Here is a 13474-nt window from a genome sequence, read left to right as displayed (position 1 = left end):
TTAAAATGATAAAAATAAATAAGATAATCAGTTTGTCAATATTTAGTAGTGTAATTCTACTAGGAGCAAATATACCAAATGTAAATAGTAGTACAATAGAAAGACAAATACAAGTACCAAAAGATGTACCTTTAAAAAATAAAAGTATATCTACTGTTGATACTTCAGAGATTAGTGATAGTATAAAAAGTGATAGTAGTTCTGAAACAATATTTATAAAAAAATTTCAAGTAAATGGTAATACAAAAATATCATCAGATGATATTTTAAATACTATAAAAGAATTTGAAAATCAAGATTTAACATTTAATCAAATTCAAGAAATTCTAAGTGTAGTTACAAAACTTTATAGAGATAAAGGTTATTTTGTAGCTAGATCTTATGTAGGTAAACAAGATATTGTTGAAAATGAAAATATATTAATTATTACAATATTAGAGGGTACTTATGGTAGTTTTAATATAGAAAATAACTCTTTAGTAGATAATAGTATCATTCAACAAATATTTGATAATACAAAAAAACAAACTGTTATTAATAGTAAAACTATTGAAAGATCTATGTTACTTATCAATGATAGAGCAGGTGTGAGAGTATCTAAAGCTCAAATAAGCCCAGGAGAACAAGTAGGAAGTAGTGATTTTAATATAGAAACACAAGGCCAACAAAGGATAGATGGTTATGTAGTACTTGATAATTATGGAAGTAGATATACAGGATATAATAGACTTCAAGCATTAGCGAATGTAAATAGCCCTTTTAATATTGGAGATAAATTAACTCTTTCTGGATTAGTTTCAAATGGAGCAGATTTGAGAAATGGAAGATTGGCTTATGAACTACCTTTAAATTCTTATGGATTAAAAGCAAATTTCTCATATAGTAGGATAGATTATAATTTGATAAAAGAGTATAAAAGTTCAAACTATGATGGCAATTCAAATATATATGAAGTAGGCTTATCTTATCCTATTCTTAGAACTACAGATGAATCTCTTTGGACAAGATTAAAATATTACCATAAAGATTTTAATGATTATGTATCAGATTTAAAATATGAAGATAAAAATATAAACTCTTTTGTTGCAAGTGTTGATTATGAAAAAAGTTACTTTTTAGGAGATTTACCTTCACGATTATTTGTAAATTTTAATTTTACATCAGGTAATTTATCTAGTCTAAATGCAGATGATGGAAATTATAATAAAATAGATACTTATATATCAAATGAAATAGTATTCAATGAAATTCTTTCTTTTAACTCTAATTTAACTGCACAAAAAGTATTAGGCAATAAGAATCTTGATGGTAGTGAAGATTTGTCTTTAGGTGGAGCTTATGCTGTTAAAGTATATCCAGATAGTGAACAAAGTGCAGATAATGGTTATATATTAAATTTTGAATTATTATCTAAACTACCTAGTATAAATTTTTATTCTCATAAAGTTGGCTTATTCTACGACATGGGAAATGTATATCAAGAGGTAAATACAGATTCAACATTTAAAAGAAAAACATTAAAAGATATAGGAATTGGATATTATGTAGGATATAAAGATTTTTTTGCAAAAGCTCAAATGGCATGGACATTAAATTCTGATCAAGTTCAAAGTGAAAATAGAGGTCATAAAAATAGTAAATTATTATTTCAAGCAGGAATCTTATTTTAGAGCTTAGAAGCTTTACTTCTTTCATATTTTTCAAAGAGAATTTTATAAAATATAATTACTCTCTTTGAGAAACTTTAATATTATAAATAAGTATATTTAAACAACAAAATAAAGTGATAAAAAAATTAAGAGATTTTATATATGGATGGGGTAGAAGGATTCGAACCTTCGAGTGACGGTACCAAAAACCGTTGCCTTACCGCTTGGCGATACCCCAGAAGGATTAAATAAAAGTGGAGCTGGTGAAGGGAGTCGAACCCCCGACCTGCTGATTACAAATCAGCTGCTCTAGCCAACTGAGCTACACCAGCACTTTTATATTATTTTTAATGGTGTCAAAAGAGAGACTTGAACTCTCGACCTCCGGCTTATGAGACCAGCGCTCTAGCCAGCTGAGCTACTTTGACATAAAAATTGAAATTTGGTTGCGGAAATAGGATTTGAACCTATGACCTTCGGGTTATGAGCCCGACGAGCTACCTAGCTGCTCTATTCCGCGATAAATAAAAGAACGCACTTTATAAAAAAGTGGAGCGGGAGACGAGACTCGAACTCGCGACAGTCTGCTTGGAAGGCAGAAGCTCTAGCCAACTGAGCTACTCCCGCATAAACTTTAAAACTTTTCAATTTTAAGGTTGGAATTATACTGAAAAAATATTAAATTGAACTTAATATCTTTAAAGTTAACTGGTGGGTCGTGAAGGACTCGAACCTTCGACCACTCGGTTATGAGCCGAGTGCTCTAACCAGCTGAGCTAACGACCCAGTGGCGGACAGTGAGGGATTTGAACCCTCGGTACCGTTACCAGTACGTCTCCTTAGCAGGGAGGTGGTTTCAGCCAACTCACCCAACTGTCCTTTCTAATCTTATATTCATAAAATCAGGACGGGAATTATAATAGTCTATGACTTAAAACACCCTTAAAATTTATGAATATTAGATATTTTCTAGAATTTTTTTAACAATTTCTTGTGGATTCTCACTTTTATATATAGGTCTTCCCACTACAATAAAATCTACAGCATTATCTTTTGAGAATTTTATATCTGCAACTCTTTTTTGATCCCCACTATCTTCTCCAAATGGACGAATACCAGGACAAAGTGTAATAAACTCTTTTGAAGTGTTATTTTTGATATCGAGGCTTTCAAAAGCAGAACAAACAACTCCATCAAGTCCAGCTTCAAATGTAGCTTTTGCAAATTTTCTTGCTTTTTCATCTATATCTTCATTATATATTGTTTTAAAGCTTTCATTATCAAAAGAAGTAAGAGCTGTAACAGCTAATACCAAAGGACGATTTGGTATATCTTTGATTCTATCCATAACTGATTTCATAGCATGGCTTCCTGCACTTGCATGAACGTTGAACATATCAACAATTCCAAAATTAGATATATCTTGAGCTGCATCTGCCATAGTATTTGGAATATCGTATAGTTTTAAATCTAAAAATATTTTAAAATTTGGATTTATAGCTTTTAAATCTTCTAAAAATTTTTTTCCATCTCTTAAATATGTTCTAAATCCTACTTTTAACCATACATCAAAATCTTTTATTTTTTCTACAAGAGCTAGATTTTCTTTTGAACTTTCCAAATCTAAAGATACACAAAGTTTCATATCTTTTTTCATCTTAAGCCTTTTTTACTTGATCTAAAATTGCATTTACAAATTTTGGTGCACCATCACTTGCTAATCTTTTTGATAATTCAATAGCTTCATTAATAATAACTGCTTTTGGTAAGTTTTCAAATAAAATTTCATAAATAGCAAGTCTTAAAATAGATTTTTCAACAGAACCTATATCTTCTAAGTTTCCTTGCGTTATGAAAGCTTTTATTTGATCATCAATTGTACTTAAATTGTTAATTGTTCCATTAAATAAATTTAAAGCAAATTCTTTTTGATTATTTCTTATTTTTTTTTCTTCTAAAAGTTCATCAACAAATTTTGATATTTCATTATTCCCTAAATCATATGCATATAATAGTCCAATTACTGACTCTCTTGCTTGTGTTCTTGTTGCCAAATTATTTTCCCATTTCGTTATATAAATCTAGCATTTCAATGATTGTAATCATAGCTTCAGCACCTTTGTTTCCAACTTTTGAACCAGCTCTTTCAATTGCTTGTTCTATTGAATCAGTTGTTAAAACTCCATTTGATACAGGCTTTCCATATTTTAAAGCAACAGTTGCTATACCTTTTGTAGCTTCTGCACTGATGTAATCAAAATGTGGAGTTGCACCTCTAATTACTGCTCCCACACAACAAACAGCATCATATTTTCCACTTGATAATGCTTTTTCTAGAGCAAAAGGAATTTCAAAAGCACCTGGAACTAAAATTAAATCTAAATTATCATCATTCCCCCCATGTCTTTTGAAAGCATCACGTGCTCCTTCAACTAATCTATCAGTTATAATATGATTAAATCTACCATTTATAATCGCAATTTTTTCGTTTCCTTTTAGTCTTAAAACACCTTCTATTATTTTCATTTATTTCTCCGAGATTGTTTTCAATAAGTAGTGATTATACAAAAAGTGGGCTTAATATTTAAATTACTATTATTGTATAGATATCTTATCTTGCAATTCACTTAAACTAAAATTCATAAAAATTCTTATACCATTGAATAATACTAAAAATAAATATAGGATTTTTTATGGATTTTAATAAAATAAATCATCAATCAGTTACAGATAAACCAGGAGAAAGTGCATTATTTATTGTTTATAATGTTTTATATAATAAAGATACAAACGAAAAGATTAAAGATTTATGTAGTAATTTTGCAGCTATTATAAGAAGTATGAAAGGAAGATACCCTGAACTTGAAATAAGTGGAATTGTTGGATTTGGAAGTAATGCTTGGAATAAACTTTTCCCTAAATTTGATAAACCAAAAGAATTAGAAGTTTTTAAAGAAATTAGAGGAGAAAAGCATATTGCTCCATCAACAAAGGGGGATCTGTTTTTTCATATTCGTGCAAAAAGAGTAGCTGCTTGTTATGAAATTGCTTCGATTTTAAATGAAAAACTTTCTGGAGTTGTTGAACATATAGATGAAGTTCATGGATTTAGATATTTTGATGGACGATCTATTATTGGATTTGTTGATGGAACTGAGAATCCAGAAAACTTAGAGGCTCTAAGCTCTGCTATAATAGGTGATAATGATAAAAAGTTTAAAGGAGGAAGTTATGCTTTTGTTCAAAAATATCTTCATGATATGTCTAAATGGAATTCTCTTTCTACAAATGAACAAGAAAAAGTAATTGGAAGAAAAAAGTTTAATGATGTAGAATTAAGTGATGAAGAAAAACCAAAAAATGCCCATAATGCTGTTACAAATATTGAAGATAAAGATGGAAATGAGCTTAAAATAGTTCGTGCAAACATGCCATTTTCAAATCCAAGTAAGAATGAGTTTGGTACTTATTTTATTGGATATGCAAGTACATTTACAACAACAAAAAAAATGCTTGAGAATATGTTTATTGGTGAGCCTATTGGAAATTACGATAGGTTACTAGACTTTAGTACAGCAGTTACAGGAACATTGTTTTTTATACCAACATTTGATTTACTTGAAGAACTAGCAGAAGAATTATAAAAATGTAAATTTGTAAGTCTTTTAAATCATAAGACTTACAAATTCTTAAACAAAATGAACTAAATTTTTAAAGCATCTTTTATAGAAAAGATTTCATTTATAGTTTTATATAAAGTATCAATATGTAGCATATTTGGACCATCACTTTTAGCTATAGTTGGGTCTATATGTGTCTCAAAGAAAAAACCATCTACGCCAACACTTGCAGCAGCTCTTGCCATATATGGAACAAATGAACTATTCCCTCCTGTTGTTCCCCCAGTACTTGGAATTTGTACACTATGAGTTGCATCAAAAATAACTGGAGCATATTGTCTTAATAGTAATAAGTTTCTCATATCTACAACTAAAGCACCATAACCAAAAGTATTTCCTCTTTCACAAAGCCAAACTCCAGCTTTATCACTATTTTCATAAGTTACTTCTGTTATTCCTCTAGTATTTAATACTTTTTCAACTGGATGTTTCATAGCATCTGCTGCTAGAAATTGTCCTTTTTTGATATTTATTTTTGCAGGTGTTTTTGCAGCAGCTACAAGCAAATCAGTTTGTCTACATAAAAATGCTGGAATTTGAAGTATATCCATCACTTCACCAGCAGGCTTTGCTTGATATGATTCATGAATATCTGTTACAACTTTATATCCAAATTCTTTTTTAATTCTTTCAAAAATTTTTAAACCTTCATCAAGTCCTGGTCCTCTAAATGAGCTTAAGCTTGTTCTATTTGCTTTATCAAAACTTGCTTTAAAATAAAAATCAATTCTTTTATCCTCACTTAAAGGTTTTAATTTCTCAGCTATTTTTAAAACTGTATCCATATCTTCTAAAACACAAGGTCCTGTCATAACTACCATATAAATTCCTTTTAATTAATAGGTTTCTAATTAAGATTAATAGAAACCACTCATATTAAACTACTTCAAGAATGAAGCCTATTTTGTGGAATTATCATTTTTTACTTACTAAAATTCCACTAATTACAATTAATATTATACCTAAAACTATTATAAATGATGGAAAACTATCTCCTATAAATAGTCCCAAAATTATAGAAAAAACAATATTGCTATACGAAATAGTTCCTACAATTCCAGCTTTTGCAAAAGAGTATGCTTTTGTCATATATATTTGTGCATAAGTTGAAAAAAGTCCTAATAATATTATAATAATCCAATCACTATTTTTAGGAACTACAAATTCTCCTAGCATAAAATCTAAGCTAGGATTTGTATAAAATTCACTAATTATCATTAAAACTAATGGACAAATAGTTCCCATAGCCATAAAAGATAAAACTATTGCTCTTCCATCATAGTATTTTCTAAGTTCTCTTATAGAAGTGTAAGCTAGTGCTGCTCCAACTCCTGATAAAATACCTAAATAATCAGTTTTTTCTAAACTACTTCCATTAAATTCTGTTATAAATAATATACCAATAAATCCAATAAATACTCCAATCCAACCTTTAAAACCAAGCTCCTCTTTTAGAAAAAAGTAAGCTAGCAAAGCTGTAAAGATTGTAGAAGTTTTTGAAAATGTCATAGCTTCTCCAAGTGGAATATTAGCTATATTATAAAAGAAAAAAAGTAGAGATATAAATCCTATTGTTCCTCTAAAAATAAGTAACCAGAATTTCCCACCAACTTGTTTTAATGGAGAATTATAAATAGAATAAAGTATTATAAAAACTCCAAAAACATTTCTAAAAAATACTACTTCAATTGTTGATAAACTATCACTTAGCTCTTTAGCTGTAACTCCCATAAGAGCAAATAAAAATGAAGCAAGAAGCATATATTTTATAGCTTTATTTACATTTTCTTCCAAATTCATTCCTTCTTTAAAAAAGTTAGTATTATAGTAAGATTACTAAAATAAAGCAATTTTTAGATAATATAAACTCTATTTTAAACTCTATTTTTAGGAAATCTATGGAATATTTAAAGATTATTGGAAATAAAAAAATATCTGGTGATGTTAGTATCTCTGGAGCAAAAAACGCAGCATTGCCATTGATAGCAAGTACAATTTTAGGAAAAAATAAAATCACTATAAACAATTTACCAAATGTTGCTGATATAAATACTTTTTTAAAGCTTATATCAAAGCTTGGTGGAACTTTTCAAAAAGATAAAAATAGTGCTATTATTGATACAAGTAGTATAGATAATACAACAGCAACATATGATATTGTAAAAACCATGAGAGCTTCTATTCTAGTTTTAGGTCCATTGTTAGCAAGATTTGGACACTGTGAAGTTTCACTTCCTGGTGGTTGTGCAATAGGACAAAGACCAGTTGATTTACATTTAAAAGCATTAGAACAAATGGGAGCAAATATTGAGATATTGCAAGGATATATAAAAGCAACGGCACCTGAAGGTTTAAAAGGTGCAAAAATAGTATTTGACAAAGTAACTGTGGGTGGAACTGAAAATATAGTTATGGCAGCAGCACTTGCAAATGGTGTAACAACAATTATTAATGCAGCAAAAGAGCCTGAAATAGTACAACTTTGTGAAGTAATAGCAAATTCAGGGGTAAAAATAGATGGTATTGGGACTTCAAAAATAGTAATTGAAGGAACAAATAGAAAGTTACTCGAGATGAAACCATTTGCAGTAATTCCCGACAGAATTGAAGCTGGAACTTATATGTGTGCAGCTGCTATTACTAATCAGAAATTGACTATTAGTAATATTGTTCCTGCACATCTTGAAGCAGTAATTTCAAAACTTGAAGAGATGAATTTTGAAATTTTACAAACTGAGAATAGTCTAACAATATTGCCTACACAAGAAATAAAACCTGTAAATATAATAACTACTGAATATCCAGGTTTTCCAACAGATATGCAAGCCCAATTTATGGCATTATCAACTCAAGCAAATGGAACTAGCACAATTGATGAAAGATTATTTGAAAATAGATTTATGCATGTTAGTGAACTATTAAGACTTGGTGCAGAAATACACTTAAATGGTAATATAGCTACTATTATAGGTAAAAAGGATAGTTTAAGTGGAACAGATGTAATGGCAACAGATTTAAGAGCATCTTCTGCTTTAGTTCTAGCTGCTCTTGTAGCTAAAGGTGAAACAAATATACATAGAATATATCACTTAGATAGAGGATATGAAAATTTAGAAGAAAAATTAAGTAATATTGGTGCAGATGTTAGAAGGTTAAAAGATAACTGATGTTAGATAAATTAAAGAATTTACTATTTCAAGAAGATGATAAAAAAAATAATAAATTTGATATTTTTTTAGGTTTATTAGATTCTTATTTAAAAAGAGAACATCCAAAGATTAAATTTGATTTATCTATTATTGATGAGATTTTAAAAGAAGAAAATTTTAAAATTAGAAAAACTCTTTTTATAGATGAGGTAGTCCGACAGTTCCTTGATTTTGAATATTTAAAAAAGACTCAAGAGTCTGTAAAAAAAGAGCTTCTTTGGAATGGATATGGAATAAATTCTATTCCAAATTTAAAAAAACCACAAGATTTTTTGAGAAGAAAAGAGGTTGCTTTCTTTAGGGATAAAGGGACTTGTAATAGATGTGGAAATAAAATGGATAAATTAAGTGATGCCCACACACTTTTAATATTAGAAGCAGAAAATGGTGGTGGATATAATCTTGAAAATATAGCTATTTTATGCTTTGACTGTCACAAAATATTAACAAATGAAAGTAGAAATATTTTTGAAATACCTTTAAAAATAAGAGATGAGTTATATAATTTTGTTTAATTCTTTAGTATTTAATCTATGACAAAATTTTACACCATATAAATATATTATCCATGAAATATAAATCCATAAAAATGAAAATAGAAGAGTAGATAAAGAACCATAAATCGTTGAATAAGTTTTATTATAAACTATATAATATACAAAAAGATTTTTTGTAATACTCAATACACTTAAAGTTAAAAATGATGAAATCATTGCAGATTTTGATGATATTTTTTTATTTACACTTAGTTTAAATAATAGAAAAAATATACTCCAAGTAAATAAAAAGAATAAAAAACTTTTAAATAAACTACTATTATGAAGTGATAAAAGTGTATTTAAAAATATAAAAATTGCTGGAAAAACTATAAAAAATATTGTATAAATAAAAAATGATTTATATATAGCTCTTCTTTTTGCATTATGGATTTTATTTATAATATAATCATAATCTTTAAAAAACATAATATATACAAAGAGCATATAAAAAATCCCTATAAAACCTAGTTTATTAGAATTTGAAATATAGTTTTTTAAAGTACTTATAATTTCTTCAGAGTGAGTTGGATTTAGAAAATTTAATAAAAAGTTTGTAAAAGTATCTAAATAAGCATCAAACTCTGGAAACTTTGAAATTATTGCAATTCCTAAAGCTATTATTGGCAATATAGAAAATATAGTGAAAAAACTAAGACTAGCTGCAAAATAGGTAGTATCGTCATTGAAAAATGATTCAATACTATCTATGATTTTTCTAAAAATAGTTTTTTCTTGCAAAACTATAATCCCATTTTAAATGGATTTAAAATGTTGTTTGGGTCAAAAGCTTTTTTGATATTTCTAAATAGATTCATTTCAGCTTCTGTAAATGCAATATTCATAAATGGAGCTTTTGATATACCAATACCATGTTCACCACTTAAAGTTCCACCCATATCAACAACAAGTTGGAAAATTTCTTCTATAGCCTTATGCCCATCTTCCATCTCTTTTTCATTTGTTTTATCTTTTACCATAACATTTACGTGAATATTGCCATCTCCAGCATGTCCAAAACAAGGAACTTGGAAACCATATTTCTCACCAATTTTATAAATTTCATCAAGAGCAACTGGTAGTTTACTTCTTGGAACTGAAATATCTTCGTTTAGTTTTTTTGTTCCAAAAACCATAGTTGCAGGGCTTGCATTTCGTCTTGCAAACCATAATTTTTTACCTTCTTCATCATCTTTTGCTTCTATAAAATCAATAGAGCCATTTTCGCTAAAAGACGCTTTTAAAATATTTAGTTGTTCATCAATTTCGGCAATACTACTTGCATCTACATCCCCAATTAAAATACCACCTGCATTTTCTGGTAATTCTATATGTGGAAACTTCTGTTTTAAAGCTTTTATTACTAAAGCATCTAGAAATTCCATAGCAACTGGATTTGCTCCACTTGCTAGTGATTTAAATACCGCAGTCATTGCACTATTTACACTAGGAAAAACTCCCATATAAGTTTTTTTAAACTTTGGTTTTGGAATAAGTTTTAAAGTAATTTCAGTAATAACTGCAAGTGTTCCTTCACTTGCTATTAAAATACCAGCTGTGTTATATCCTGCTACATCTTTAATTGTTTTTTTACCTGCAACAATAATATCCCCATTTGGTAATACTGCTCGTAAAGCCATAACATAGTCTTTTGTAATACCATATTTTGCGGCTCTCATACCACCTGCATTTTCACTTACATTCCCACCTAATGTTGAATATTCTTCACTTGCTGGATCTGGAGGATAAAAAAGTCCTACTTCTTCAACAGCTTTTTGAAACTGCATATTTATAAGTCCTGGTTGTACAACTCCAACCATATTTTGCATATCAATTTCTAAAAGTTTATTCATATGTCTTTCTAAACTTAATATTATTCCACCATTTGAAGGTAATGCTCCTCCAGTAAATCCACTTCCTGCTCCTCTTGGAACTATTATGATTTTATGTTCATTACAATATTTTAAAATATCACTTACATCTTGTTCATGTCGTGGAAAAACAACAGCATCTGGTTCAAATCTATTTTTTGTTGCATCGTAACAAAAAGCAATTAAATGAGCTTTATCACTTTTTACATTATCTTCACCAACAATAGATGTAAAATAATCTAAATGTTTTTTTTCAATCATTATTTTATTCCTAAAATACTTTTATAGTAGTTATCATAGTTTGAACTATCTATACTATCATCTTTTAAGCCTAAAGCTTCAGATACAAAAGGGATATTTTTAAAATCAATTAAAGGACCTTTTATCTCTTCTACCCTTGTAAAGAATGGCATTTGTTTTTCATTTGAAGCATAAGGAAAACTATATGAATCTAAAATTGAAAATGTTTTTGCATCTAAAATATATATTTTTTTAGCTACAACAAAAAATATTGTTCCTAAATTTTGATCAATTGAAAATTTCTGGAAATCTTCTTTTTTTGGAAGAGGTTGATTATCAAATTTTAATGTAGCTCCAAAGATATCTGGATGTATAAAGTTGTTTTGTGCAAAATCTTCTCTTACTGCTTGGTAGCTATTGAAATCTGGAGCAATTAATAATGATTGATCATACATATAATTTAAAATAATAACATCACCATTTTCAATTGTTCTATTTGTTGTTGGAATAGCATCTTGTTTTAAATCGTCAAAAGGAAAATATTCAACAACAGAAGAATTATCATTTGAACTTACAACTTTTGCATTTGATACTATTAGTCTTTTATCATTGTCATAAATATGAACTACAATTCCAGATTGACCAACTAATAAATTTCCTACTGCAATAACACTTTTATTATCATTTAAATTCTCAACTTTTGCACCAATTGGTTGTATTGAAAATTCATTTTTACCACTATCAAGTTTTGAAGCATAGTTTCCACTACTCAAACCTTTTTTAGTATTTTTGTAAAAATAATATGAGTAGCTTAGTTTTCCTTGATCGATAGTTACTTTTATATCTAAAGTATTCCAACCATCTTTTTTCATATCATCAACAGTTACTTTTCCAGCACAAAAACCACCTTCAAGTTTTGCATTTTCAATTTGTGAAGGATTATCTAAACCATTTTTATAACAAATAGTTTCTAACGCAGATAAATTTAGTGTAAATACACTAAGACAAGCAAAAAACAAACTTTTTTTAAACATTTTTTTCCTTTTTTAAATTTGAGCTTGAAGCTCTTCTAATTTTTTTCTAACTTCATCAACATGTAAAATTTCTATTTTTTCACCTTTTACACTTTTAGTCTTTCTTACACTTACTTTATCCCAAATAGCAGCTATTTCACCTTTTGGATTTATTATAAAAGTAGTTCTTACAACTCCCATAAATTCTTTGCCCATAAATTTTTTTAGTTGCCAAACACCATAATCTTGACATATTTGTTTATCAACATCTGCCAAAAGAGTAATACCTAAATCATATTTTTCTATAAATTTTCTATGTTTTTCACTATCATCTGGACTTACTCCTATAATTGTTGCATTTAAATTATCAAATAAAAACTGATTATTAGTAAAATCACATGCTTGTGTTGTACAACCTGGAGTTAAATCTTTAGGATAAAAATATAAAACAATCCAACTACCAATAATATCTCTTAAACAAATTTCTGTATCATCTTGATTAAAAGCACAAAAACTTGGTGCTTTATTTCCAACTTTTAACATATAATTCTCCTTTATTTTATTGCTATAAAAAGAGCAAAATTTACCCATTTGAAAACTGTTTCACAATGCTTAAATCCAGCATCTTTTATCATTCTTTTATTCTCATCTTCAGTGTAAGGTATAAGTACATTTTCTAAAGCTTCTCTTTTTTGAGAAATTTCAAATTCACTATATCCTTGAGTTTTTTTAAAACTATAATATTCATCTATAAATTGTTTATTTAAAAAACTATTTTGTGAAACTAATTTTTCACTAAATATAAAAACTCCATTATCTTCTAAACTATCATAAATCTTCTTTACTAACTTTTCTCTATTTAATGGACGAATAAATTGTAAAGTATAGTTTGAAAGAACAACTTTAGCATCTTTTAAATCAACATCAAAAATATCAGCATTTAAGAACTCTATTTCAACTCCAAATGCCTTTGATTTTTTACTAGCACGTTCTAACATAGCTTTTGAGTTATCAATTCCAACTAAACTTAGATTATATTGGCTACTTTTACTAAGTTCAATTAAAGTAGAAGCAGTTGAACAACCCAAATCATAAACTTTAGAATTCTCTTCTAAAAAGTTATTCGCAAAAGATATAGATAGTTTTTGCATTTGTTTATAAAAAGGAACAGATCTATTTAGCATATCATCAAATACACTAGCTACTTCTTCATCAAACTCAAACTGTTTTGAAATTGTTTTATTAAATACTTTATCTATCATCTTAATATTTTATC

At 28.1% G+C, this 13474-nt stretch carries 14 protein-coding genes and 7 tRNA genes; 4 read left to right on the top strand and 17 right to left on the bottom strand.

The window, feature by feature from the left end:
* Nucleotides 1-5: 5 nt before the first annotated feature.
* Nucleotides 6-1670: a ShlB/FhaC/HecB family hemolysin secretion/activation protein gene (locus tag ALANTH_RS09025; protein WP_029888397.1), complete on the top strand. Its 1665-nt coding sequence runs from the start codon at nt 6-8 to the stop codon at nt 1668-1670.
* Nucleotides 1671-1812: 142 nt separating this feature from the next.
* Here ALANTH_RS09025 and ALANTH_RS09020 read toward each other — a convergent pair.
* The 10 genes from ALANTH_RS09020 to ribH form a co-directional block, all read right to left on the bottom strand.
* Nucleotides 1813-1887: transfer RNA gene (locus tag ALANTH_RS09020), tRNA-Gln, on the bottom strand.
* Between the two features lie 17 nt (nt 1888-1904).
* Nucleotides 1905-1981, bottom strand: a tRNA-Thr gene (locus ALANTH_RS09015).
* Between the two features lie 19 nt (nt 1982-2000).
* Nucleotides 2001-2077 (bottom strand) — tRNA-Met (locus ALANTH_RS09010).
* Nucleotides 2078-2092: 15 nt separating this feature from the next.
* A tRNA-Met gene (locus ALANTH_RS09005) sits at nt 2093-2169 on the bottom strand.
* A 30-nt stretch (nt 2170-2199) separates the two neighbouring features.
* Nucleotides 2200-2276: transfer RNA gene (locus ALANTH_RS09000), tRNA-Gly, on the bottom strand.
* Nucleotides 2277-2358: 82 nt separating this feature from the next.
* Nucleotides 2359-2435: transfer RNA gene (locus tag ALANTH_RS08995), tRNA-Ile, on the bottom strand.
* A 2-nt stretch (nt 2436-2437) separates the two neighbouring features.
* A tRNA-Ser gene (locus ALANTH_RS08990) sits at nt 2438-2528 on the bottom strand.
* 79 nt (nt 2529-2607) lie between these two features.
* Nucleotides 2608-3306 carry an orotidine-5'-phosphate decarboxylase gene (gene pyrF, locus ALANTH_RS08985; RefSeq protein ID WP_081757180.1) on the bottom strand — a complete coding sequence of 233 codons (699 nt, stop codon included), beginning with the start codon at nt 3304-3306 and terminating at the stop codon, nt 2608-2610.
* Nucleotide 3307: 1 nt separating this feature from the next.
* Nucleotides 3308-3703 carry a transcription antitermination factor NusB gene (nusB, locus tag ALANTH_RS08980; RefSeq protein WP_026803877.1) on the bottom strand — a complete coding sequence of 132 codons (396 nt, stop codon included), beginning with the start codon at nt 3701-3703 and terminating at the stop codon, nt 3308-3310.
* Between the two features lies 1 nt (nt 3704).
* Nucleotides 3705-4175 carry a 6,7-dimethyl-8-ribityllumazine synthase gene (gene ribH / locus ALANTH_RS08975; protein WP_026808189.1) on the bottom strand — a complete coding sequence of 157 codons (471 nt, stop codon included), beginning with the start codon at nt 4173-4175 and terminating at the stop codon, nt 3705-3707.
* 167 nt (nt 4176-4342) lie between these two features.
* Here ribH and ALANTH_RS08970 point away from each other — a divergent pair, with 167 nt between their 5' ends.
* Nucleotides 4343-5293: a Dyp-type peroxidase gene (locus tag ALANTH_RS08970; RefSeq protein WP_029888396.1), complete on the top strand. Its 951-nt coding sequence runs from the start codon at nt 4343-4345 to the stop codon at nt 5291-5293.
* A gap of 59 nt (nt 5294-5352) precedes the next feature.
* Here the strand turns inward: ALANTH_RS08970 and kdsA are convergent, their stop codons facing one another.
* Both kdsA and ALANTH_RS08960 read right to left on the bottom strand, forming a co-directional pair.
* A complete protein-coding gene (gene kdsA / locus ALANTH_RS08965; RefSeq protein ID WP_026803874.1) occupies nt 5353-6150 on the bottom strand; it encodes a 3-deoxy-8-phosphooctulonate synthase in 798 nt (265 codons plus the stop codon).
* Between the two features lie 94 nt (nt 6151-6244).
* Complete coding sequence (locus ALANTH_RS08960; RefSeq protein WP_029888395.1) at nt 6245-7129, bottom strand: DMT family transporter; 885 nt, start codon at nt 7127-7129, stop codon at nt 6245-6247.
* Nucleotides 7130-7227: 98 nt separating this feature from the next.
* On the opposite strand from ALANTH_RS08960, the gene murA reads away from it, so the two are divergent.
* Together murA and ALANTH_RS08950 are read left to right on the top strand one after the other, a co-directional pair.
* Nucleotides 7228-8496: a UDP-N-acetylglucosamine 1-carboxyvinyltransferase gene (gene murA / locus ALANTH_RS08955; protein WP_026808187.1), complete on the top strand. Its 1269-nt coding sequence runs from the start codon at nt 7228-7230 to the stop codon at nt 8494-8496.
* Nucleotides 8496-9053, top strand: a complete 558-nt coding sequence (locus tag ALANTH_RS08950) for an HNH endonuclease (protein WP_026808186.1) — start codon at nt 8496-8498, stop codon at nt 9051-9053. The genes murA and ALANTH_RS08950 overlap by 1 nt, the downstream gene beginning before the upstream one ends.
* Here the strand turns inward: ALANTH_RS08950 and ALANTH_RS08945 are convergent.
* Genes ALANTH_RS08945 through cmoA form a run of 5 tightly spaced genes read right to left on the bottom strand, consistent with a single transcriptional unit; the run spans nt 9036 to nt 13460 of the window.
* Entirely contained in the window at nt 9036-9815 is a 780-nt protein-coding gene (locus ALANTH_RS08945; RefSeq protein ID WP_026808185.1) for a YihY/virulence factor BrkB family protein, read from the bottom strand. The two genes, ALANTH_RS08950 and ALANTH_RS08945, sit on opposite strands and share 18 nt — an antisense overlap.
* A 2-nt stretch (nt 9816-9817) precedes the next feature.
* A complete protein-coding gene (locus tag ALANTH_RS08940; protein ID WP_026808184.1) occupies nt 9818-11206 on the bottom strand; it encodes an FAD-binding oxidoreductase in 1389 nt (462 codons plus the stop codon).
* Nucleotides 11206-12219 carry a plasminogen-binding N-terminal domain-containing protein gene (locus ALANTH_RS08935; protein WP_026808183.1) on the bottom strand — a complete coding sequence of 338 codons (1014 nt, stop codon included), beginning with the start codon at nt 12217-12219 and terminating at the stop codon, nt 11206-11208. The genes ALANTH_RS08940 and ALANTH_RS08935 overlap by 1 nt, the downstream gene beginning before the upstream one ends.
* Before the next feature lie 12 nt (nt 12220-12231).
* Nucleotides 12232-12741, bottom strand: a complete 510-nt coding sequence (gene bcp, locus ALANTH_RS08930; RefSeq protein ID WP_026803867.1) for a thioredoxin-dependent thiol peroxidase — start codon at nt 12739-12741, stop codon at nt 12232-12234.
* Between the two features lie 11 nt (nt 12742-12752).
* Complete coding sequence (cmoA, locus tag ALANTH_RS08925; RefSeq protein WP_026808182.1) at nt 12753-13460, bottom strand: carboxy-S-adenosyl-L-methionine synthase CmoA; 708 nt, start codon at nt 13458-13460, stop codon at nt 12753-12755.
* Between the last annotated feature and the right edge of the window lie 14 nt (nt 13461-13474).

The sequence above is a fragment of the Aliarcobacter lanthieri genome (assembly GCF_013201625.1).
GTDB classification, from domain to species: domain Bacteria; phylum Campylobacterota; class Campylobacteria; order Campylobacterales; family Arcobacteraceae; genus Aliarcobacter; species Aliarcobacter lanthieri.
Note: the sequence above shows the minus strand (reverse complement) of the source record. Positions and strands in the feature narration are given on the sequence as shown.